The 20,743-nt window shown below is 40.1% G+C and carries 23 protein-coding genes and 1 tRNA gene; 8 read left to right on the forward strand and 16 right to left on the reverse strand.

Annotated features, from left to right (window positions below; genetic code table 11):
* Positions 1-39: 39 nt before the first annotated feature.
* The 4 genes from GJV78_RS18180 (at position 40) to GJV78_RS18195 (ending at position 3,829) form a co-directional block, all read left to right on the forward strand.
* Entirely contained in the window at positions 40-1,296 is a 1,257-nt protein-coding gene (locus tag GJV78_RS18180) for a nucleoside permease (RefSeq protein WP_167519634.1), read from the forward strand.
* Positions 1,297-1,517: 221 nt separating this feature from the next.
* Complete coding sequence (locus GJV78_RS18185) at positions 1,518-2,225, forward strand: DUF554 domain-containing protein (RefSeq protein WP_167519635.1); 708 nt, start codon at positions 1,518-1,520, stop codon at positions 2,223-2,225.
* A gap of 104 nt (positions 2,226-2,329) precedes the next feature.
* Positions 2,330-2,405: transfer RNA gene (locus GJV78_RS18190), tRNA-Phe, on the forward strand.
* A 179-nt stretch (positions 2,406-2,584) separates the two neighbouring features.
* Positions 2,585-3,829, forward strand: coding sequence for a tyrosine-type recombinase/integrase (locus tag GJV78_RS18195; RefSeq protein WP_061351347.1), 1,245 nt, complete (start codon positions 2,585-2,587; stop codon positions 3,827-3,829).
* A gap of 52 nt (positions 3,830-3,881) precedes the next feature.
* On the opposite strand, the gene GJV78_RS18200 is transcribed toward GJV78_RS18195, so the two are convergent.
* Entirely contained in the window at positions 3,882-4,889 is a 1,008-nt protein-coding gene (locus GJV78_RS18200; RefSeq protein WP_061351348.1) for a Kiwa anti-phage protein KwaB-like domain-containing protein, read from the reverse strand.
* 21 nt (positions 4,890-4,910) lie between these two features.
* On the reverse strand, positions 4,911-5,546 hold the full coding sequence (kwaA, locus tag GJV78_RS24045) for an anti-phage protein KwaA (protein ID WP_000204790.1): 636 nt from the start codon (positions 5,544-5,546) through the stop codon (positions 4,911-4,913).
* A gap of 296 nt (positions 5,547-5,842) precedes the next feature.
* Here kwaA and GJV78_RS18210 point away from each other — a divergent pair, with 296 nt between their 5' ends.
* The gene (locus GJV78_RS18210) at positions 5,843-6,850 is read left to right on the forward strand and encodes a hypothetical protein (protein ID WP_000572863.1); all 1,008 of its coding nucleotides are present in this window, start codon (positions 5,843-5,845) and stop codon (positions 6,848-6,850) included.
* Positions 6,851-6,915: 65 nt separating this feature from the next.
* On the opposite strand, the gene GJV78_RS18215 is transcribed toward GJV78_RS18210, so the two are convergent.
* The 3 genes from GJV78_RS18215 to GJV78_RS18225 form a co-directional block, all read right to left on the reverse strand.
* Positions 6,916-8,016, reverse strand: coding sequence for a DNA cytosine methyltransferase (locus GJV78_RS18215; protein ID WP_061351349.1), 1,101 nt, complete (start codon positions 8,014-8,016; stop codon positions 6,916-6,918).
* Between the two features lie 233 nt (positions 8,017-8,249).
* The gene (locus GJV78_RS18220; RefSeq protein WP_155109652.1) at positions 8,250-8,723 is read right to left on the reverse strand and encodes a very short patch repair endonuclease; all 474 of its coding nucleotides are present in this window, start codon (positions 8,721-8,723) and stop codon (positions 8,250-8,252) included.
* A gap of 145 nt (positions 8,724-8,868) precedes the next feature.
* Complete coding sequence (locus GJV78_RS18225; protein WP_061351351.1) at positions 8,869-9,180, reverse strand: conjugal transfer protein TraD; 312 nt, start codon at positions 9,178-9,180, stop codon at positions 8,869-8,871.
* Between the two features lie 836 nt (positions 9,181-10,016).
* On the opposite strand from GJV78_RS18225, the gene mobQ reads away from it, so the two are divergent.
* Positions 10,017-11,504 carry a MobQ family relaxase gene (mobQ, locus tag GJV78_RS18230; RefSeq protein ID WP_117098483.1) on the forward strand — a complete coding sequence of 496 codons (1,488 nt, stop codon included), beginning with the start codon at positions 10,017-10,019 and terminating at the stop codon, positions 11,502-11,504.
* A gap of 68 nt (positions 11,505-11,572) precedes the next feature.
* Here the strand turns inward: mobQ and GJV78_RS18235 are convergent, their stop codons facing one another.
* The 4 genes from GJV78_RS18235 to GJV78_RS18250 all read right to left on the reverse strand — a co-directional run bounded on the left by GJV78_RS18235 (position 11,573) and on the right by GJV78_RS18250 (position 14,222).
* Complete coding sequence (locus tag GJV78_RS18235; RefSeq protein WP_155109653.1) at positions 11,573-12,232, reverse strand: hypothetical protein; 660 nt, start codon at positions 12,230-12,232, stop codon at positions 11,573-11,575.
* Between the two features lie 16 nt (positions 12,233-12,248).
* A complete protein-coding gene (locus GJV78_RS18240; RefSeq protein WP_155109654.1) occupies positions 12,249-12,803 on the reverse strand; it encodes a lipoprotein in 555 nt (184 codons plus the stop codon).
* Positions 12,804-12,818: 15 nt separating this feature from the next.
* A complete protein-coding gene (locus GJV78_RS18245) occupies positions 12,819-13,385 on the reverse strand; it encodes a hypothetical protein (protein WP_155109655.1) in 567 nt (188 codons plus the stop codon).
* A 504-nt stretch (positions 13,386-13,889) separates the two neighbouring features.
* Positions 13,890-14,222 carry a hypothetical protein gene (locus GJV78_RS18250; RefSeq protein ID WP_001059603.1) on the reverse strand — a complete coding sequence of 111 codons (333 nt, stop codon included), beginning with the start codon at positions 14,220-14,222 and terminating at the stop codon, positions 13,890-13,892.
* 881 nt (positions 14,223-15,103) lie between these two features.
* Between GJV78_RS18250 and GJV78_RS18255 the strand changes: the two genes are divergently transcribed.
* Together GJV78_RS18255 and GJV78_RS18260 are read left to right on the forward strand one after the other, a co-directional pair.
* Positions 15,104-15,805 (forward strand): hypothetical protein, encoded by a 702-nt coding sequence (locus GJV78_RS18255; protein ID WP_116484567.1) that lies wholly within the window; start codon positions 15,104-15,106, stop codon positions 15,803-15,805.
* Between the two features lie 98 nt (positions 15,806-15,903).
* Positions 15,904-16,371 (forward strand): DUF4756 family protein, encoded by a 468-nt coding sequence (locus GJV78_RS18260; RefSeq protein WP_001233361.1) that lies wholly within the window; start codon positions 15,904-15,906, stop codon positions 16,369-16,371.
* 48 nt (positions 16,372-16,419) lie between these two features.
* On the opposite strand, the gene GJV78_RS18265 is transcribed toward GJV78_RS18260, so the two are convergent.
* The 7 genes from GJV78_RS18265 to GJV78_RS18295 form a co-directional block, all read right to left on the reverse strand.
* Positions 16,420-16,656 (reverse strand): H-NS family histone-like protein, encoded by a 237-nt coding sequence (locus tag GJV78_RS18265; RefSeq protein WP_061351355.1) that lies wholly within the window; start codon positions 16,654-16,656, stop codon positions 16,420-16,422.
* Positions 16,657-16,717: 61 nt separating this feature from the next.
* Complete coding sequence (locus GJV78_RS18270; protein ID WP_061351356.1) at positions 16,718-17,014, reverse strand: hypothetical protein; 297 nt, start codon at positions 17,012-17,014, stop codon at positions 16,718-16,720.
* A 70-nt stretch (positions 17,015-17,084) separates the two neighbouring features.
* Positions 17,085-17,321 carry a hypothetical protein gene (locus GJV78_RS18275; protein ID WP_000999357.1) on the reverse strand — a complete coding sequence of 79 codons (237 nt, stop codon included), beginning with the start codon at positions 17,319-17,321 and terminating at the stop codon, positions 17,085-17,087.
* 65 nt (positions 17,322-17,386) lie between these two features.
* Complete coding sequence (locus GJV78_RS18280) at positions 17,387-17,704, reverse strand: hypothetical protein (protein WP_061351357.1); 318 nt, start codon at positions 17,702-17,704, stop codon at positions 17,387-17,389.
* A gap of 139 nt (positions 17,705-17,843) precedes the next feature.
* Positions 17,844-18,062 (reverse strand): helix-turn-helix transcriptional regulator, encoded by a 219-nt coding sequence (locus tag GJV78_RS18285; RefSeq protein WP_000249902.1) that lies wholly within the window; start codon positions 18,060-18,062, stop codon positions 17,844-17,846.
* A 175-nt stretch (positions 18,063-18,237) separates the two neighbouring features.
* Entirely contained in the window at positions 18,238-19,080 is an 843-nt protein-coding gene (locus GJV78_RS18290; protein WP_061351358.1) for a DUF6387 family protein, read from the reverse strand.
* 574 nt (positions 19,081-19,654) lie between these two features.
* On the reverse strand, positions 19,655-20,743 hold a 1,089-nt coding region (locus GJV78_RS18295; protein WP_230979182.1), incomplete at its 5' end, for a thioesterase domain-containing protein.

Below are 20,743 nucleotides of genomic sequence, written 5' to 3' on the forward strand. Positions count from 1 at the left end.
TTAAAACATCCATCCGCTTCACCGTGTGAGGAAAATAACGTGAATCTTAAGCTGCAGCTGAAAGTCCTCTCCTTTCTGCAGTTCTGCCTTTGGGGGAGCTGGTTAACCACCCTCGGCTCCTATATGTTCGTCACCCTGAAATTCGACGGTGCCTCGGTGGGGGCGGTGTACAGCTCCCTCGGGATTGCCGCCCTCTTTATGCCGACGCTGTTAGGCATCGTGGCCGACAAATGGCTCAGCGCGAAATGGGTCTATATCCTGTGTCATCTGATGGGTGCCGCGACGCTATTTATCGCCGCAGGCGTCACCACGCCGGGGGCGATGTTCATTGTGATCCTGCTGAACTCGCTGGCCTATATGCCAACCCTGGGGCTGATTAACACCATCTCCTACTATCGCCTGCAGTCCGCCGGGCTGGATATTGTTACCAGCTTCCCGCCGATCCGCATCTGGGGCACCATTGGCTTTATTCTGGCGATGTGGGGGGTCAGTTTTTCTGGCTTCGAGCTGAGCCATATACAGCTGTACATCGGCGCGACGCTGTCGCTGCTGCTGGCGCTGTTTACCCTGACCCTGCCGCACATCCCGGTCGCCCGGCAGCAGAAAGAGCAGAGCTGGAGTACGATGCTCGGCCTGGACGCCTTTGCGTTATTTAAAAACAAGCGGATGGCGATTTTCTTTATCTTCGCCATGATGCTGGGTGCCGAGCTGCAGATCACCAATATGTTCGGCAACACCTTCCTGCACAGCTTCGATAAAGATCCGCTGTTCGCCGGCAGCTTCATCGTACGGCACGCCTCGGTGATGATGTCCATTTCGCAGATTTCCGAAACGCTGTTTATCCTGACCATCCCGTTTTTCCTGAGCCGCTACGGTATTAAAAACGTTATGCTGATCAGCATACTGGCGTGGATGCTGCGCTTCGGTTTGTTCGCTTACGGCGACCCGACGCCGTTCGGTACGATCCTGCTGGTGCTGTCGATGATTGTCTACGGCTGCGCCTTCGACTTCTTTAATATTTCCGGATCGGTCTTTGTAGAGCAAGAGGTGCGCCCTGAGATCCGCGCCAGCGCCCAGGGGATGTTCCTGATGATGACCAACGGCTTCGGCTGCATTCTCGGCGGCATGGCAAGCGGCAAAGTGGTGGAGCACTTCACCCTGAACGATATCACCGACTGGCAGAGCGTCTGGTTAATTTTCGCCAGCTATTCGCTGATTCTGGCCTTCGCCTTTATGGCGCTGTTCCGCTATAAGCACGTTCGCGTTCCGGGCGGAACGCCGCCCGTCGCGCATTAATCAGCGGTCAACAAAGGGGGGGAAAGCGGAGCTGCCCCCCTTTGTCGTATTATCTCCTGAACCGGCTGCTGTCGCTGTTTACGGTCCCCGGCGGTCGTTGCGCTGTACAACCCAGCGTTTTCATGAAGTGAAGCAGGCATGGCGGAACGAGTTGTGGGCATAATAACCCCATCGGAAGCGGTTCTTCACGCCGGTTGATGCCGGTAATGACAGGAGTTTACGTGGTAACTGGACCTTTTATTAACGCCGGAGCCGTCCTGGCGGGCGGTATTCTCGGCACCCTTCTCGGCCAGCGCCTGCCGGAGCGTATTCGCGCTTCGATGACCTCTATCTTCGGGCTGGCCTCCCTTGGCATTGGCATTTTGCTGGTGGTTAAATGCGCCAATCTGCCGGTCATGGTGCTGGCAACGCTGATCGGCGCGCTAATCGGCGAGTTTTGTTATCTGGAAAAGGGCATTAACGGCGCGGTGGCGAAGGCGCAGCGGCTGTTTGCAAAGCCGGGCAATAAACCAGCCTACGATGCCTTTATCCAGAACTTTGTCGCCATCATCGTTCTGTTCTGCGCCAGCGGCACCGGGATCTTTGGCGCAATGCGTGAAGGTATGACCGGCGACCCGAGCATTTTAATCGCCAAGTCCTTTCTGGATTTCTTCACCGCGATGATCTTCGCCTGCTCGCTGGGCATTGCCGTTTCGGCGATCTGCGTGCCGATGCTGGTTATTCAGCTGGCGCTTGCCGCCTGCGCCGCGCAGATTTTACCGCTGACCACCCCGACCATGATGGCCGATTTCAGCGCGGTGGGCGGGCTGCTGCTGCTGGCGACGGGCCTGCGCATCTGCGGAATCAAGATGTTTGCGGTGGTGAATATGCTGCCCGCGCTGGCGCTGGCGATGCCGCTCTCCGCCCTCTGGAGCGCTTTTGTCGCCTGAAACGTTCGCAATAGCGGCAAAATGGCGATGGTTTGCGCAGTCCGCGCTGATTTAAAGAAATTTCGTTGACGAAACGGAGCGGATCGGGTTTAATGCGCCCCGTTGCCCGGATAGCTCAGTCGGTAGAGCAGCGGATTGAAAATCCGCGTGTCCCTGGTTCGATTCCGGGTCCGGGCACCACTTATTCATACACGGACGTCCACTGACGTCCGTTTTTCTTTTTAAAGTCAACAAAATATCTACTTTATCCCCCTTACTGACGTTCACTAACATTCATCAACATCCACATTGCCTTGATGGTATATCTGTTGGTATTGTTAGTTCGATACGTTTTGTACCATCACAGGGAGGGGTAAACGATGGCTCTCACTGATGTCAAGGTAAGAAATGCCAAGCCCGCCGACAAGCCTGTAAAGCTCACTGACGGCAACGGCATGCATCTTCTTATTCATCCCAATGGCTCCAAATACTGGCGTCTACAATACCGCTTTGCAGGAAAACAAAAGCTACTGGCTCTTGGGGTCTACCCTGCTGTCTCTCTTGCTGATGCCCGTAACCGTAGAGATGATGCCAGAAGATTAATTGCTGCTGGTATCGACCCCTCCGAAAAGAAAAAAACAGAAAAGGTAGAGCAAAGCGGCGCTCTTGCTTTTGAGTCCGTTGCCAGAGACTGGCATGCAAGCAACATCAAATGGTCAGAAACACATGCTGAAAGGGTAATGAACAGCCTTATCAATCATGTGTTCCCTGTTATTGGTAAACGAAACATTACCGACCTCAAAACCCGTGACCTACTCCAACCAATTAAGGCGGCTGAAAAGTCCGGGCATCTTGAGATTGCTGCTCGTCTCCAGCAACGTATCACCGCTATCATGCGATATGCTGTCCATAACAGTATTATCGATAGTAATCCTGCACAGGACTTAGCAGGTGCCATTGCAACAGCAAAACGAGTCCATCGCCCGGCTCTTCCGTTTGAACGCATTACAGAGCTTCTCAGCCGTATTGAGAGCTATAGAGGAAGACAGCTAACCCGCCTTGCTGTGCGACTCACTTTACTGACTTTTGTTCGTTCAAGTGAGATGCGTTTTGCCCGTTGGTCAGAAATTGATTTCAGGAATGCGCTTTGGACGATACCTGCGGAACGTGAGGAACTTCAAGGGGTGAAACACTCCAGCCGTGGCTCTAAGATGAAAACCCCTCACCTTGTTCCATTAAGCAAGCAGGCTTTAGCCACCTTGAGAGAAATTCAGAAGCTCAGTGGAGATCAGGAAATCATCTTCATTGGTGATCATTATGCCTATAAGCCCATGAGTGAAAACACTATCAACAACGCGCTTCGTAAAATGGGCTACGACACTAAAACGGAAGTTTGTGGACATGGTTTCCGCTCTATGGCCTGCAGTGCCTTGATCGAGTCCGGTTTATGGTCAAAAGATGCTGTTGAACGTCAGATGAGCCATCAGGAGCGTAATAACGTTCGCGCTGCTTACATCCATCTTGCTGAACATCTCGATGAGCGGAGGCTAATGCTTCAGTGGTGGGCTGACTATCTTGATGCCAACCGTAAAGGGATATTACGACCTTACGATTTTAAAGACTGACAGTTCGTTGTAAAAAGAGGGCTGAGAAGCCCTTTTTTACGAATTTATTACATCATGTGGGAGTGTTATTTTTTTCAGGTTTGTGATTTTGTGCAATCGATGGCTTTTGTGTTAAGACTGAACGTACGGCTTCATCATTCAACAATCTGATAAAAGCTTTTTTGCGTGCTTTACTTGTCAGCTTTATATATTGTATACCATTATCATCATTAATTATATCAATATTCCTTCCTATTGTGGGGAAACTAGTCTTTATCTCATTAACAATGTTAACATCGATATTTAGTTCCAATATTCCGTTTTTAAGAACTCTGGCTAATTTTCTCATGAAACCGCGATCATCTTTCATATCGTCGAAGATTTTCTCTGGCTCGGCTAAGACAGATTTATTGACAATCTCCATTTCAATGATTTTTGGAGTTACTTCAGAAACCATATTGTCAATTACTTGAGTAAGTCCATATCTTTCTTCTAATAATTTAATGTTAATAGCATAACTAATTCCATCAAAAACAAAAAAATCAATTACTTTGGATATGTTTATCATATCGTAAGGTATAGGAACTAATACATCCCCCTCACCTAAAAATGAGAGCCTTGATTTTTTGTGTAAAAAGTTGGGGTATCTATGTTGATACAAAAAAATATTTTTATCACCATCACTCATGTGATAAACAAGACCAATAATGTTATCGAGATTTACGTCATTGAATTTAAAGTCAATAGGGTTGTCAGCAACTGTCAACGACGATATTTCTTCAATTATTTTAATGATAGTGCTTTTATCTTCGCTGGCGATATCAAAATAGTAAACACCTTTATGTTCATAATTCATATCCGTGATATTATCTATTATTGCATCACCATTATCGTTAATAGATATTCTCTTTATAATTTCATCAGTGATAGATTTTTTGAAATTTTCAGTGATGAGAGGTTCAGTATTTTCATCATGTAAAATAACACGTCGATAAATATAGTTGTCATTATCGTTTATAATGAAAAACATCTCACCTGTAAGACCATTATTTTGAACGAAGGCCTCTAATTCATTTTTCATTCAACATGACTCCTGATAAGATCAAATAAGTTTTGCGATCAGAGTATCATCATCAATTTTCTTTATTTTAACTTGACAATCATTAGACATTTTCCCCCTACATATTACTGTGTACTCCTTACCAGAAGGATCATTTTTAATAACACATTTATATAACCTGAAGCCAAGTATTGCCAACGATGGGTTGGCATAAAATCTGTTTGTCCTGACATAAATAACACCGATAAAACAAATCATCAGCAGCAGGTTGATTACTGTTCTTTTGCTATTAACGTCAGTGAATACAAGAGGCATAACATAAGTAGTTAAAAATTCAAGATGTTCATGCGTTTGATTTTTAACGTTACTCACTTTATGAGTGCTTCCCCAACCTCTTGATAACGATGAAAATAAATATACTACAGATGAAATACCCGAAAAAACCATCGAAATACAGAAAATGAAAACAAAGTTCCTGACTTTTAACTTGTTAAAGTTGTTAAATACATCCTCAAATGTATACTTCAATAAAATAAATCTAACCAATCTTTCAATAAAAACCCAATCAAAGGACATTATTGAAACAGATAGAAATAAAATCCACAAAGATAAAAAATAAAGATAATATTTGAACTTTATATTGTCGCATGATGCACTGTTAGAATTAGTAGATGTCATAGTATACCTTACAAAAATACAGTGCTGTTAATATTATAAAAGTAATTTTAACAGAAGAGATGAGTGAAAAACAACACTAACAACAGGCATTATATCTTTCGTAAAAGAATTTTGTATATACATCACACATTGAGGTGCGAGTTGAGGCTTCAGATACATCATCTTGTAATTCAGTGGCTCCCCGTGCAAGCATAGCCTTTATCATTATGATTTTTATGAATTCTTTCTAACTTGTGACGGAGGCGTATATCGTTGTAATCTAGTGATACATACGGATAAGGAAGAAGTAGAAGAAAATGATCGAACGCATGCTTTTTGAAAAGTTACTCACGAAGGCGACTGAAAGACTCTCTCAGGATCTGAATACATCAAGTAAATATCACAACTCGAGAGGATTTGAGCAAAGGGTTAGGGAAGTTTTAGGTGATTTATTAACTGAAATGGGGTTGTCTGTAGACATGAGTCCCCCAGCGCAAGAATTTCCGGATATAATTATTGGAAATTTTGGTGTAGAGGTAAAATACTCAGATAACAATACATGGAGATCAATAGCAAACAGTATCTTTGAGGGAAGTCGAAAGCAAGGAGTAGATTATGTATATCTCTTATTTGGAAAAACTGGCGGTGTACCCGATGCTAAATGGGGTCGCTATGAAGAATGCATAATGCATGTAAGAACATCACATGTTCCAAGGTTTGAGGTGGAAATAAATGCTAAAGAGCCGTTATTTGATAAATTGAATATAGCCTATAATGATTTTAGAGTGTTAAGCCCGGAAGAAAAAATGCCTTTCATTAGAAAATATGCAAAGAATAGATTGAAACCCGGTGAAAGGCTTTGGTGGATTGATGATCAACCAGATGAAAGGACTCTACCATTAGAGGTCAGATTATATACTAAACTGTCCCAGCCAGAAAAGAGGAAATACAGAGCAGAATCAGCAGTGCTCTGCCCGCAGATAGTTAAATCAAGCCGCGCATCAGGAAAATATGATGATGTGACTATGTTTCTCCTCACATACTATGGAATATTGTGCAATCAGGCTAGGGATTTATTTTCCGCAGGAAGTGTCGCTATGCGAGCATCACCAGTAAGAGGTGGAAATTATCTTGAAAGAGCATTGAAAGATATAGAAAAAGAGATGATTAAAGCTTTTGATGAATTAGAAGATGCATTATTTGAAGAGTATTGGGGAGTAATTATACACAGAAATGAAAGAATCAAATACTGGTTAAATTTGGCTGATTCTTATGCGGTGGGATGGATACCATCTGAGACTTTATTTACCGAGATTGAGTATTGAGAGGATAAAGGGTACCATGATTAGTATATTTTACTAATCATGGTATCAATAAGTTTAATGGATTATTATAATTTGTCTAAATATTCCTCAACGGCTTGCGCTAAATGCCAAGCTAAAACAGGAGGAACTGCATTTCCAACTTGTCTTTCAGTTTCTCTCAAATTTGACTCAAAAACAAAGTTATCAGGAAATGATTGAAGACGAGCGGCTTCTCTCATTGAGATACGTCTGTCCAGTTTATAATGAAATTGTATATTACCATGGCATTCGGCTCTTATGGTCTGAGATGGTTTATCTTCTTTCAAACGCCTACTTCCTTGGTCTGGGCTTTTTTTTGCTTTACTCCAGATATGGTTAAAGATACGATCTTCATCGATATTTTCTAAATCATGAATTGCATCATAACAAGTCAACCATTCGTTTTTATGCAGTATATCAACGGGTTCTTTAAAGAGTGGATTTCCGTGTAGAGTCCCGACTATAAAAACGCGCTCTCTCGTTTGAGGAACTCCAAAATTAGCTGAATTATAAAGTTTATAGCTAACATTGTAACCGAGTTCGCTAAAATCTTTAATAACACGAGCTAACGACTCCTCGTTGTATTTCATAAGAAGCCCTTTAACATTTTCGGCGACAAAAATTTTTGGGCGAGAGCGTTTGACTGCTTCCACCATCGCAAGATATAAACCACTACGTTTACCATCGACGCCCGCTCTTTTGCCATTGATAGATATATCTTGACAAGGGAACCCACCAATTAAAACATCACATTCGTTAGGCACTAAATCTATAAGTTCCCAAATATCACCCTCAGCTATATTATGGCTGAAATTTTTTTTATATGTTTTAACTGCATTAGGATTAAATTCATTTGCCCAAGTTATTTCAAATTTTGTTTTTTTATATTGTTTATTTAGTACAGAAAACCCACCACAAAAACCTAAGTCCATCCCGCCACAACCAGAAAAAAGAGAAATAAGTTTATATTTTTCTTTTTGGAAAGTGTCATTGTTTGATGCTAAAGCTATCGATATTTTATTTTCAATCCAAGCAGCCAAACTAAGACCTTGAGCTTCAGCTAAGGCTCTCCAAGTTTCTTTCTGAGAGGGAGTTATACGCAAATGTATTTTTTCGCTTTTAATTTCTGTTGCAATAACTGTTGTCATTTCGTTACTCTCGTTACCTTGGGTTTAACCTGATCTTATATACATAATAAACAAAATTTCATGTGTGTACAGCAAAAGTTACAAAAAAATCGCAATAAACCACAAAGTATTGATTTGTATAAATTTTCTCGAGAATGACTCTTGCGCAAATCATATGAAAAAACGCCAAAACTGAAAGAGGAAGTACATACATTTGGAAAGGGTGAGAGAAAATATTTCATTCAAATTTAATGTTAAATACTCGAAACCATAGCTTTTAAACCTTTAGAATCTATTTCACAATTTCCATTCCCAGCTAAAAGCCACTCTTCAAGACAATCCTGTAGAACAAGGGGGTCTAATTTCCTTTTCCCGATTAAAGCGCATTCCCAAACAACAATGAACTTATAACCTAGGTTATTTAAAATAGAGACTACGCGAATATCTCTTTCAGAATTTTTCTGCAATTTACTTACCCAATATTTGTTCGTAGAGTCTGGTGATCTGAACATATGACATTGATGACCGTGCCAGAAACAACCATTTACAAATATTGCGGCTTTATATACTTCGCACAAAAAATCAGGTTTACCATATAGGCTATGACAATGAGCCATATAATTAATATCAAGATTACTCAGAATTCCCTCAACAATTATTTCAGGTTTTGTATTCTTTGAGTGTATTGTCCTCATAATATGTGATCTTTTTTCTTGAGATATTCTCATAATAAGCTCCTTTATATGAAATCATAATGATATTATAGCATAAGGCGTAAAATTCAATATGTTAATTCATATAATGAATTTGATATCATACATGAAATGTGATTTGAATTTGTTAACCTGTTTACGTGCTATAAATACCATAAAGTTATTTCTTCCTTCCCACTATAGACTCAAGAAATATTCTCCCTTTTAATTTAAGTCTTGCCTTATCCTCAGCACCAACATTTTGAAAATGTATTAATATACCTAACACAAACTCCTTATCGACGTCTTCTACTTTACAGCCCACAGCTTTAGCAACTTCAGCACCAAGGATGATCTTCAGGCGTGTCTCAGCGCTCTTGGATAAAGATTTCTCTTTGGTCTTGAGACGATTCAGACGCATCTGCGCTGAGGCTATTTTTTGCTTTATTGTTTTTTCTATTCTTGACTTTCTGTTTTTATCATTATCACTCATAATTGCTTCTCCTTTTAGTTTTTGAAAATATGAAATACAATTAAAAAAGGAAAAGGTCAAACCATAGACAGAAGGTTGAATACTTTTTATTCCAGATTAAATTACGCAGCGCGAGATGATTGTTCAAAACAATCACATTGCTGGAACAGGGTTCATCCCTGTTAATGATTGGATTCATCCCGAAAAAATGGTGTTTTGTTTTTAAAAATATGATATCAGTAAGCTCAAAATAAAAACATGCAACACATACGAATGTAGTCACTAACATTAATTACCTGATACTCTCCGCGTTACTTATTTTATTGTATCAATGAAAACAATTTTACCTCTTGCTTTTTGACTCTGATTTCTGGTCTTAACCTGTGAATTGTGCAACACATAAAAGTATTTTTAATTTTCACTATTTATCTTAAATTCTGCTTTCCCGCCTTACGGCGGGAGACTAATTTAACTAATTTTGCCCTTGCGGGCGTTCTCTAAAGCCAAATATTCAATATTATCCCCCTACCTCAACCGTTTATCCGATTCCCACCCTGTTAATTTCACAGACATTAAAACTAGCGTTATTATTTAACCATAGGAAAACTTTTTACATTGTCGTTATTTTTAGCTCCTTTAGGAGATATAAAAATAAAGCAATGCCCACCTATACACTGCTACGCAGTGTGTGGGGTCTACCGACGGTTGCCTGCCGCAGGCTAACACCGTTTCCTTCGGAAACAAGGTCAACGTCAACACCAGAGTTTTTCTTGCGAAAAACTAAAACCAGCATAGTCGCATTGGAGAGTTATATTTTGGTTTGTTATTTAAAATTATATTGAGGTTCTTTTTATTGTATGGCTATTTTTCATCTTGATTTTAAAATTGTGAAACGTTCAGAAGGCAGGTCTTCCGTTGCGAAGGCTGCCTATCATGCTCGTACACGTATAACAGATGAAAGAACAGGTGATACGTATGATTACAGTCGCCGTACTGATTTATATGGGCACTTCATATTAGCTCCAGCTAACGCACCAGAACACATCGTAAAAGATTCTACAGCATTGTGGAATGAAGTGGAAAAAGTTGAGCGCCAGAACAATGGTCAAACATCCCGTTATTTCGATGTTGCTATTCCTGCCGAGTTAAACAATGACGACAAGAAAAGACTTGTCCTTGAGTATTGTCAGAAAAATTTCGTTGATAAAGGCATGATTGCCGATATCGCTTTCCACGATCTTGATAGCGATAATCCTCATGCTCACGTTATGTTGACATTAAAAACCATAGGCCCTGAAGGTTTTGGTAAAAAAGAAAGAAGCTGGAACGACAGAAAAATGTCTGTTTTATGGCGTGAATCATGGGCATCGATGGCTAACAGCTACCTCGCTGCCGCTGGCTCGTCAGAACGTATTGACCATCGTTCTCTTCAGGCCCAGCATGAAGAGGCATTAGAAAAAGCGGCGGTTGCTTTAGATAATGAAGAAAAAGCGCTATGGCTTGCTAAAGCCGCTGAAACAAACCGTCCTCCAATGAAGCGTATCCATAGTGCCAAATGGCGTAGTAAAGCAGCACAAGAGCAAAGAGCAGCAGAACAGGCTGTTCGTGATGCTGCCAAGCAGGAAGCGGTTGAAGTCTACAAGACTTTCAGCGAACTTGACCTCGAAATCGTCGTTGATGTCAGAAGCTTTACGATTACACATCTTGCTGAACCAGAAGAGATCGTATTACCTAAAACACGCTCCGGTTCTTCTACTGATGAGAATCAAAGACCTGTTTTGGTTGCACCAGCTCCTCATACTCGTATGCGTGGCGTTAAATCTTACCGTGATAAAACAAAAGTCAGTAAGGTCGTTGCAGGTAAGAAACCATCAGTAGGTATTTCTGGTTCTGGAATAAATACTATCCTGAAAACATCCTCCTCTCAAAACCAAAATAGGGCATCCAGAAGCGCCCCTGAACGTGTTAAGAGGAAACAGACTACTCCACGTCAGGATAATATTTTTAAACGCTTCACAACTCTTGTCATAGATTTTTTCAAGCAGAAGTTTGTATGGGCTAAAGCAAACAAATCCCAAAATGATCTTATCAGTGAGGAACATGATAAACGTATTGCTGAAAACTACGTCTTTGACGAGGTATTAGGCCGTCATATCTCTCGCACTGAATATGAGAAAAAAGCCAAGTTTAACCAAGATGACTATAAACCAACACCTGATGAGATTCGACGTTTCCCAAGCCGTCCTGAGAAAGAACAGCCGGAAAGTGATCATCGCATGGATCTCATACCACATGCCAGAAAAGATAAAGCCCCACGTATGAGGCCACCGGGATATAGAAAATAAAAGGCCAACTTTAGATAAGAAACTTCAAAGCCGATGGGAATCGGCTTTATTAAGTAAATAAATATATGTTACCAATGTTCTTTTTCTTTTTTCTCAAGAGCATCCCGATAACGCTGCTGCTCAACAATACTCAGATTGGGATCAGACAGAACACTCCGCCCCTTCACCGCAATATCGTAGTCAATTTGAGATTGTGTTTTATATTCATTGTTCGGCTTAAAATAATCTGATTGTGGTGCAGATGACGACGCAGAATAACCAGAATATGTTTTACTCCCAGAGCAACCGATATAAGCCAACAGACTGGAAAACAAGAAGAAGAATGTCCATGTGGCGTTATATCCGTTAAGCGTATATCCACTTCCATACACATCTGAAAACACGGCATGAAATCTGGTGGCATAGACAATCAGGAATGATGAAAGGATAACAGCCCGACTTTTACCAACAGTTAAATCCTTACGCACGAATTTAACTGTTGATACCAGAGTGACCATAAAAAGAGCGATAGCAACCCATACCAGCCATATAGGAAACAGCCCGTATTTTTGCGTAATATTCTGCGATACCGTCACCAATGACAGCACCAAGAAAGCGTTAAGTAGAAACAGTCTGATCGCAATAGATATCTTCACGTTCTTTTGAATCTTACGGAGAAACAACACAGGAACCAGTGATGGTATGTTTATCAGCAGTCCCATGAAAATCACCCAATAGATAGAATTCATAGAGTTCTTCCTGTAATTACCGTGCTTCCCAACCGTTATTGGTTTTCACCAGAACAATTTTGGCTTCTTCTGGTTCAGACATCCCTTTCAAGCCGGAGAAAGCATTTTTATCAACCCAGCCCGGCACACCATCCAGTTTCCACGTATAGGTCACTTGCGTCATTTTAACGCCATTACCCTCACTCGGTTCAGTCCAGCTTTTAACCTCAGCAACTGCCCGATGACCGACACAGGCACCTTTCTCACGGTCCCAAAACTCAACCTCTTGGCCTTTGTCTGTTACTTCCAGAACATCGACACTACTGAAACCATTAGCTTGTTGAGAAACATCAAGCAGTCCCTGATTAGCCAGACCTTTTAAGATTTCATCACTGGCACTGTATCCAGCAGAACGATAGCCGTGATTAACCCGGATGGGGAAACCTTTATTGAACACAATGTCATTGTCCTGTAGTGAGTAGCACAGCTTTGATTGTGATATTTTCGCGTTGATCGCTTTCTCAAAATCACCTTTTTCACCGCATCCCGATAAAAGAGCAGTAAGACCTGCCACGAGTAAAAATTTACGCATCGTATTATCCCAGAGTTAATAGTTAATCGTACCGTTTCTCAGAACAACCAGACGAACTGGCATATCGGCGTTGTTGACGGTAGCGAATCCACGGACTTCGAAATTGTTTACAGTTCCGGTGACGCTGACTTTCTGGCCTTTCTTATAGGTAAGAACTGCATCATCAATACCAGAGTAGTAATCCAGCCAGACCATACCACCACAATAGCTTGTATCGGCTGTTTTGAATAGCAGGTAATAGTTAGGGGTTGACATGGGCATTCCCGTCATCATATCGCTGGCACTTCTGCCCTTTGTAACTTCAAGAACAGTCGCATTTGCGATTGAGATCCGTTTTCCCGTCCATTTTTTCTCTGCTGCCATTGCGTTTTCTTCATAGTCTTTGCAGACAGCACCAAGGCCAGATACAGACGATACCGGGCCAAGGCTTTGAGTGGTGGCTGTTCCCCCCAGCGCTTTACCTACTGAAGACAAAGACGAGCTGATTGCTCCATTAATTGTATTCACGCCGTCGTTGAGCTGCTGGCATCCTGTTAGTGCGGCAGCAGACAGTACCAGTGGCATCACTATCCGTAATTTCATATCTATCCCCAATGTGTTGAAACTTTATGTCAAAGACAGCCCTACCCATAGGTTGGTCTCTCTGGGCTGAAAAAAGCATTAATCAATTGATAGGATTCAATTTATTTTTCTGTTCGTCATATCGTTTGTATCGATCGAATTCAAATCATTTGATAGTTTTAAGCTATCATAAACGCACAATCGATCGATATAAACAATTAAAACACCGATCAATTGATGCTCATTCAATAGCTTGAACCTATCAAAAGAAATTTATTGATCTTTCATATCGATCAATAAGTGGTGTAATGTGCACGAAGAGCCATGACAGTAGCTGTTTGCACATGGATGGAGATAGAAAGGTATAGGTCGGAACAGGTAATACCCTGTCGACCATTACGCAGACAGAGATTGTTAGATCTCAGGTAACGTAGCTATCTTCCGATATGGTGTTGCAAAAACCTGTATGCAACGCATGTTTTAATATGCTGTTTCATATGGAATGGTTGCTACCATTCAGATTTTTCAATCATCTTCCAAAGCACTCACACCGCTTGCCGGGAAATTGGTTTTCATATTATTCGATATCTTCGGAACTAAGGACTCTATTGTTTCTTCGCTAACTTGGCTTAGTTCAGAAATCAATCTTCTGTATGTATTAATCATTCGTTCCTGATCACACTCATGTGCTGATTCTGATAAGAAGAAATAGTCATAATCTTTGACATGAATATTATCACCATTTTGCAAAGTGAGTTTTATTACTTGTTCATTCTCTTCAACATCTTTAACAATACAAGTCATAAATGGTATTTTTTTATTTGTATGAAAGAGCGTAATAATCTTAATGTTGTTCATTCTTTATTTTCCTTCTTTTTTATTATTTAATACCATATCGAATCGGCAAAAATCAAATTTAACTCATTTAATAAACGTTTTACCTGTTTTTTCTTATTCTTTTGAAAATATATATCTCTTATGAGCTAAAGCTCATGTGCTGACGCACGGCTACGCCCTAACTCTGTAAAATATATTTAACGATTTAACAATGGTCCTTGCTATGTTTTAGGGTAAAGCCAAAAGGATCAACATCTATTCTTTTATTCATGATTAAATATTTTCGATCCTATATTTCATAACAGCATTAGCACTAAAAGATATAGTATTTGCTCTTAAACGCATAGGAAAACTATATTCATAGAAGCAGCACTTAGTGATTGCTCAAGACAATCACACTGCTGAAACAGGGTTCATCCCTGTTAATGATGGATTTATCCATAAAGAATTGAGGCGTAGCCGCTATAACGTAGAGGAAAAACAATTGTATATTTAATAAAAAATCAGCAGCGCTTCGTGATTGTATAAAACAATCACTTGCTGTCCATAAAATCAAGTAAAAACAAAGTAGAAAAATAGACGGTGCCATTTAACCGGCACACTCCCCGTTAAGGTTATTAAACATATTATAGTATTAAGGATGTGTAACCTATTATATTTAAAAGAGATTTCACGGAAAAAGTTTCCTGTACGGAAATTTAAGTTTCTTCTGTGGAAACCGAAGTTTCCTGTACGGAAACCAAAATTTCTTCTGGGGAAACTTTTTTATAGTTAAAACACCCGGAAAGAAGTGAACACTATTTCGCAAAAGTGTATTATTTTTCCTTTTTTCACATTTATTTTTGACAAAAGTATATCCTGCATTATATAGAATAAACATAATAACAATAAAAGGATAACCGATGAGCATTGATTACAATACAATAATGACCTCCAGCAGTGAAGAAGTGGAAGAATATATCAACAGAAATCATTTTACAGACAAACAGAAACTGGAGATTTACAGTTTTTATAACAGAAACAAAAAAGATAAAATAACCGTAAATGTAAAAAAAGAGCGAAGCTCTGATATTCGACCGGGAATAGCCTATGTTCATGCTTTTCTTGATAATCTGGAAAAGATCGGGAAAAATATGTCTGGTGCAGAATACACAATAATGATCCGCTTATGTAAACTCATGCAGCATGGAAACCTCATTGCCAGTATATCTCAGTCGGCACTCGCAGAAGAGCTTAATATGAGCAAATCTAACGTATGTAAATGCTGGAATAAGCTAATAAATAAAGGCATTCTGGTCAAAGAAGGGAAGCATACCATGATAAACGCGAATCTCTTTCTGAAAGGCCAGTACAGAACATTAAATGCCACAAGGAAAGAATATGTTAAGAAGTCGCTGAGAACGACCAGTGAAGGCATAGAAGACGTATTCGTCACCGTTTATAAAGATACGGTACTTACAAATAACGTAGAGAAAACAATCGATAAAGAAGATGATAAACCTTTACTTTCTACTCCCGACGAAGATATTGACTGGGACTCTGTTTCAGAAGATGACATTTTTGTTGATTATCCTGAAGATATTGATCAAGAAGAAAGAATATAGTTTTCATCTGAATATTATCATTCTTATTTCTCGGTTTTATTTGACACTTACACTATATCTCGTAATATAAATATATCCACTATTTTTTCGAGGTATATATGAGGAAAGTAAAATTAGACAATGATGATTTAATTCAATACATGAACACCATTAAAGCATTAAAAAAATATCCAACGATGACTGAATACAGAGATGAATATCGCAGGATAAGAACCGATGGTTCACCGTTGAGTGAAGCCAAGAAATTTAAATCGGCACATACCGAACTTCTGAGATTAGACAGGAAGAAAAAGTCACTACTCGAAAAATTTATTGAAGAACTCAACCCTGTAAGTCACGCATCAGCCCTTGCATCAAGAAAGCTTGAAAAAGTACAAGAGTCCATTATCTACCGAAAGTCATTACTTGAGAAAAGCCCTGATGAACTCGTCGCTCTGGTCATAAAACAGCGCACAGAAGCTGCTATTGAGTTCCAGCGTTCTGTTGAACAGAGTCTTGAGCAACTTTCAGATATATCTTCTGATTTTAATGCATCAGCAACAAAGCGCCGAAAATTTTCTATCTAAAATAAAACTACCATACTGGCAGTATATTACCAATATGGTGGTTTTATTTTATAACTCATGTGGTGATACACGATCACGCTCCATTTTCTTAAGCAACCGTTGTAATCTTTCTGCCCTTAGCTTTTGAGCCTTCTTCTCACCAATCTCCTGATAGTATTCTTCCCGACGCTCCGCAACAACTTTGCGGAACTTCTTCAATAAACGTTCCAGTGTTTTCATATCTGTTGCCTGAGCTTCGGCTTGGATTTTTTTGTACATATACATTACAAGAAATTCATCAACCATTTTTGGCTCCTGTTTTTATTTACTGTTTTTTAGTTAGCCCCTTGCGGGGCAACATTAAAACTTATTTTCTGAATCGTTCTGAATGCCACACTAACAGAGCAGCAATCTGCTCAAAGTTAACTTCCTTAATATCACCGTAATCTCCTTCTTGGGTCGTAAACTTCTCAAAGTTATTCTGAATATGGTCAATAACGTGCATTATGAATGGACTCATAAAGTCAGGATCATCAAGATAATCATTAGCGTCTCCATCTCCATTTATCTCCTGAAAAAGTTTCCAGCTTGCCTCTAACGATCTTATAGCAAGATCAAGGAACAGCTGTGTAGACTTATTTGTTACTACAGTTTCTTTAGACATAATTAATCCTCATTTTTACATATTTGTTTGACTTATTTTATTTAGCCCCGGAATAGGGATAAACAGATAACTACTTTTTATAAACCAGATTAATGATCACTGATCCGTATCTTAAATCCATTTCACTGACCAGTTCGTTATTAACATAACTGTTCAACGCATCTGTCAGGTTTTCATCATCCATTACTTCCTCGGCTGAATACCCGCATAGCGCAATGAACGTACTGACGCTTGCTTGGATGGTGCAGAGTATTTCAGGTGTTTGCTCACATAGCAGACTTACTGATATTGCAATATTATCATTCATTTAAATGTTCCTTTATTAAGTTGATTATTAGCCCCTTGCGGGGCCATATACTGATCACATGACCATTAGTTTGAGTTAAAAATAACGTTGTGCATATGTCTCAGATTCACTTTGACCTCATCAAATAAAACATCTCTGAGAGAGCCTGAGCTTTTACACTCCTTAAGAAACTTATTAAATCCTTCCTTACTGTTTTCTATTACCTTGTCAAAAACCTCATCCATATATATTCTGTCTTCAACCATTTTAACAAATCTATCGCCCATGTATTCCTGCATATTACTGATATAAAGCTCATAGCAATAAAATGACTTTACAAGGAATAATCTGGTAGATTCATTGTAAACTTTGATTTCGTGGACTTCTGTTATTGCTTTACTCATTTTTATTTCCTTCTTTATTTTTAATTGAACGTCCCCCTACAGAAATCTGTATGATTTTGGTAAGGGATATTATTTACAACAGTTTTATTTTCTTATGTTTACATAAAACCTCCTTAGATCATTATATGGATAATATTTGTTAAACTGCTTGTTTTCGTGATGCCTGAATAGCTCGTTCAATCCACGCATCCACCTCACTTTCAATAAAGGCGATTGCTCTCACACCTGTTTTTATCTGTGCGGGAAAGCAACCCGCTTTAATAAGCTCATATATCCATGTTTTCCCGAATCCAGTTCTGCTCATTACTTCAGGTAAACGAATAAGCTTGGGATGTTTATCTGTTTTGATTTGAACCATATTTATCTCCTGTGTTGTTCGATGAGATAATTGTATGGGTTTTTCTTGTGATTTAAGAGGGACGTTCGAGAAGAAGTTTTTTACGCAGATTTTTGGGAGGATAAAAATAGGGTATGTTCAGGTTGAGTGAATGTAGGCGATATCCGCATTGCGCAACACACCGCCTCCGGGAATGTCAGTCCTCACCGAGTTCGTCAGTGATGAGATCCTGAACCTTCCAGTGTCTTCTGTCGTCGTATCTATATGTAAAATCGACAAAAGAGCGATAGTGAGCAAGGTTTGTCAGATACTTAACTGCCAGAGGATGATCTGTTGACTTCACCTTATCAACATCACGGATACCGTCTTTAAACTCATCAGGGTATAAAAAGCTGGTCAGTTGTGGCATACCAATCCTGACCTCTTCATCCTGCGCCCAGTACAGCAGGTCCATGATGGGGATAATATTGTAATCGAGTATTTTTTTAAGGTTGCTGACCCCAAAGCGAAAATCTCTGGCTGGAGGCTCAGGAGCCTGTAGCTGCTGTTTCCACTCAGGAACCATGACTTTCAGGTGATTGATGATTTCTTCGGGTGATGTTTCTGCCAGATTAATTTGAACAAGCATCAACCCTTCGTTGTTTACCCCGGCTTCCTTCAGATAATGCGAGACTTCCATATGAGGTAGGGGTTTTCCTTCCGGGTTAACGTATTTATCGAAAGCAGCCACATAACCCGCCACCTCCCATAGCTCCTGATGTGTGACAGGCTTGATGGCATAGCTGGAAGACAGTCTTTTTTCTGGCCCCCCGAAAACATCACCAAACACGACCTTACCTTCAATCAGTTCTTCGTAATAGTTCTGATGCCTGCGACGGCTTTCAGGAGGCAACTCCCCACTGTTTTGCCCCATGCGGTAAGCGACAATCCTGTTCTCTATCTCTTGGAAAAGCTGCTCCACTGTCAAATTTTGCAGGACGCTGTAATTTTCAATGTTGAACCACTCATTAACAGCGCTGGCGATCTCCGCTTTGGTCATGTGGCATCTATCCTTCTGGCTTTACTTATCGCTTTGATATGTTATGAGTAAACATATCGGATTTGATGACGGTAATCTATTGAATAGAGCAGGGAAAAGCATCGGAACAATCAGTCCAGACTTGAAGATTGTTCAGTAAGATTTGGCAGGGCATGTTGTCATAACTAATTGAATATAATTGACTTTATTTGCAATCACACTTATAAACTGATGGTACATTAGTTGGTATACTTAAGGTGATTATGATTATTCTACATTTATTTCATACTGTTAACACAAACTACGATTCCGAGTCCGGCACCACTCATTTATAACCCTCGCTTCGGCGGGGGTTTTTGCTTTCTGAGTCAACAACTTGTTGGTTTATCAGTAGTTATCTCTATTTACATTAGGGCTGTGTCCACAATACGTGGGTAAGATCACTGAACTCACCAAAAGTAAACTCCCCGCAAGAGACGTCTGTCAAGTAACTTCTAATTCAAAGATGATAGTGTCCTCTTAAAATAAGTGGACACTATCCTTAATCATCTTATTCGAAATCTATAGATACCCTTCTTGGGATACTTACAAATTTTTATAAGATGCTGCTTAGTTTAGAAGCTAACTGTTTACGATGAGATTTATTAGCAATCAAGGAAATATGATTTCCACTTACAGGTATAGCATTAAAGCATCCAGATGGAACTATCGCCTTCCAACCTAAGTCTGTAGGTATATTTTTTAAATATTCAACATATCTAGCCTCAATAGATAAGGGGATGTAATCCTCTGTTGCATAGTATAAATATACTGGAACAGATATTGTCGACGGTGTATACAATGCTATTTCAACCTCCATATGGTGTCTTAATTCCCACTGTCTCGCCTCGACATCCACTGACATATTTTTAATTTCGCCATATTTCTCACGAACCAAAGAAATTATTTCTCTAAGTTTATACTTTTCTTTGAGCCTTAAAAGTTCATCAATAAACTCTAAATCATCAGAGTTGTTGTCAATTACATCATTAACAAACGATGTTTCAACATTGGTTATCAATGATTTAAGATACCTGGGATAATAGGTATCAATGAGCCCAACATGAGCTATTGATTCACCGCGCCTAATCAATTCTTCAGCGATAGCATAAGCTATTACTCCACTAGATGAGTATCCAATGATGCTATATTCACCGCCAGGTTGGATGACTTTCAAAGCATTGATCATGTCATTAACAACCTCCCCTATTTTCTGCTCATCAAAAGTATGTATTGACGGCCAAGGGAGTACATAAACAGGTCTATCAATATCTTCAGCTAAAGAGTAAGAATATGAGTAATCACCTGATGTAGTGGGAACAAAGAACAATGGCATTCCCCGCCCATAACTCCTGACAGGAATAGCCCCCCCATGATAGTCAGTCCTCACCTCTATTATTTTATTAGAAAGCCTAGCTAATACCGGATACTCAAATACGTCGTTAAGTTTCATTGAGTATCCCTGCCTTCTTACACTTTCAATCATTTTTATAGCCAGCAGTGAATGCCCTCCCAGGGCAAAGAATGAGTCATGCCGGCTTATCTGCGGTACACCCAGCAGTTCGGACCAGATAGTGGCCATCATTTCCTCAACTCCCCCCTGTGGGGCCTCATAGGCTTCGCGGGCAAAGGCTTCGCCGTCAGG

The organism is Intestinirhabdus alba, assembly GCF_009711095.1.
Taxonomy (GTDB): domain Bacteria; phylum Pseudomonadota; class Gammaproteobacteria; order Enterobacterales; family Enterobacteriaceae; genus Intestinirhabdus; species Intestinirhabdus alba.

What these genes read in the sequence shown, in the direction of transcription:
- mobQ (WP_117098483.1), top strand. Translation starts at nt 10,017, where the DNA reads ATGGCTATTTTTCATCTTGATTTTAAAATTGTGAAACGTTCAGAAGGC.
- GJV78_RS18285 (WP_000249902.1), bottom strand. Translation starts at nt 18,062, where the DNA reads ATGGTTCAAATCAAAACAGATAAACATCCCAAGCTTATTCGTTTACCT.
- GJV78_RS18290 (WP_061351358.1), bottom strand. Translation starts at nt 19,080, where the DNA reads ATGACCAAAGCGGAGATCGCCAGCGCTGTTAATGAGTGGTTCAACATT.
- GJV78_RS18235 (WP_155109653.1), bottom strand. Translation starts at nt 12,232, where the DNA reads ATGAATTCTATCTATTGGGTGATTTTCATGGGACTGCTGATAAACATA.
- GJV78_RS18240 (WP_155109654.1), bottom strand. Translation starts at nt 12,803, where the DNA reads ATGCGTAAATTTTTACTCGTGGCAGGTCTTACTGCTCTTTTATCGGGA.
- GJV78_RS18195 (WP_061351347.1), top strand. Translation starts at nt 2,585, where the DNA reads ATGGCTCTCACTGATGTCAAGGTAAGAAATGCCAAGCCCGCCGACAAG.
- GJV78_RS18215 (WP_061351349.1), bottom strand. Translation starts at nt 8,016, where the DNA reads ATGACAACAGTTATTGCAACAGAAATTAAAAGCGAAAAAATACATTTG.
- GJV78_RS18270 (WP_061351356.1), bottom strand. Translation starts at nt 17,014, where the DNA reads ATGTCTAAAGAAACTGTAGTAACAAATAAGTCTACACAGCTGTTCCTT.
- GJV78_RS18255 (WP_116484567.1), top strand. Translation starts at nt 15,104, where the DNA reads ATGAGCATTGATTACAATACAATAATGACCTCCAGCAGTGAAGAAGTG.
- GJV78_RS18225 (WP_061351351.1), bottom strand. Translation starts at nt 9,180, where the DNA reads ATGAGTGATAATGATAAAAACAGAAAGTCAAGAATAGAAAAAACAATA.
- GJV78_RS18210 (WP_000572863.1), top strand. Translation starts at nt 5,843, where the DNA reads ATGATCGAACGCATGCTTTTTGAAAAGTTACTCACGAAGGCGACTGAA.
- GJV78_RS18260 (WP_001233361.1), top strand. Translation starts at nt 15,904, where the DNA reads ATGAGGAAAGTAAAATTAGACAATGATGATTTAATTCAATACATGAAC.
- kwaA (WP_000204790.1), bottom strand. Translation starts at nt 5,546, where the DNA reads ATGACATCTACTAATTCTAACAGTGCATCATGCGACAATATAAAGTTC.
- GJV78_RS18245 (WP_155109655.1), bottom strand. Translation starts at nt 13,385, where the DNA reads ATGAAATTACGGATAGTGATGCCACTGGTACTGTCTGCTGCCGCACTA.
- GJV78_RS18275 (WP_000999357.1), bottom strand. Translation starts at nt 17,321, where the DNA reads ATGAATGATAATATTGCAATATCAGTAAGTCTGCTATGTGAGCAAACA.
- GJV78_RS18265 (WP_061351355.1), bottom strand. Translation starts at nt 16,656, where the DNA reads ATGGTTGATGAATTTCTTGTAATGTATATGTACAAAAAAATCCAAGCC.
- GJV78_RS18280 (WP_061351357.1), bottom strand. Translation starts at nt 17,704, where the DNA reads ATGAGTAAAGCAATAACAGAAGTCCACGAAATCAAAGTTTACAATGAA.
- GJV78_RS18250 (WP_001059603.1), bottom strand. Translation starts at nt 14,222, where the DNA reads ATGAACAACATTAAGATTATTACGCTCTTTCATACAAATAAAAAAATA.
- GJV78_RS18220 (WP_155109652.1), bottom strand. Translation starts at nt 8,723, where the DNA reads ATGAGAATATCTCAAGAAAAAAGATCACATATTATGAGGACAATACAC.
- GJV78_RS18200 (WP_061351348.1), bottom strand. Translation starts at nt 4,889, where the DNA reads ATGAAAAATGAATTAGAGGCCTTCGTTCAAAATAATGGTCTTACAGGT.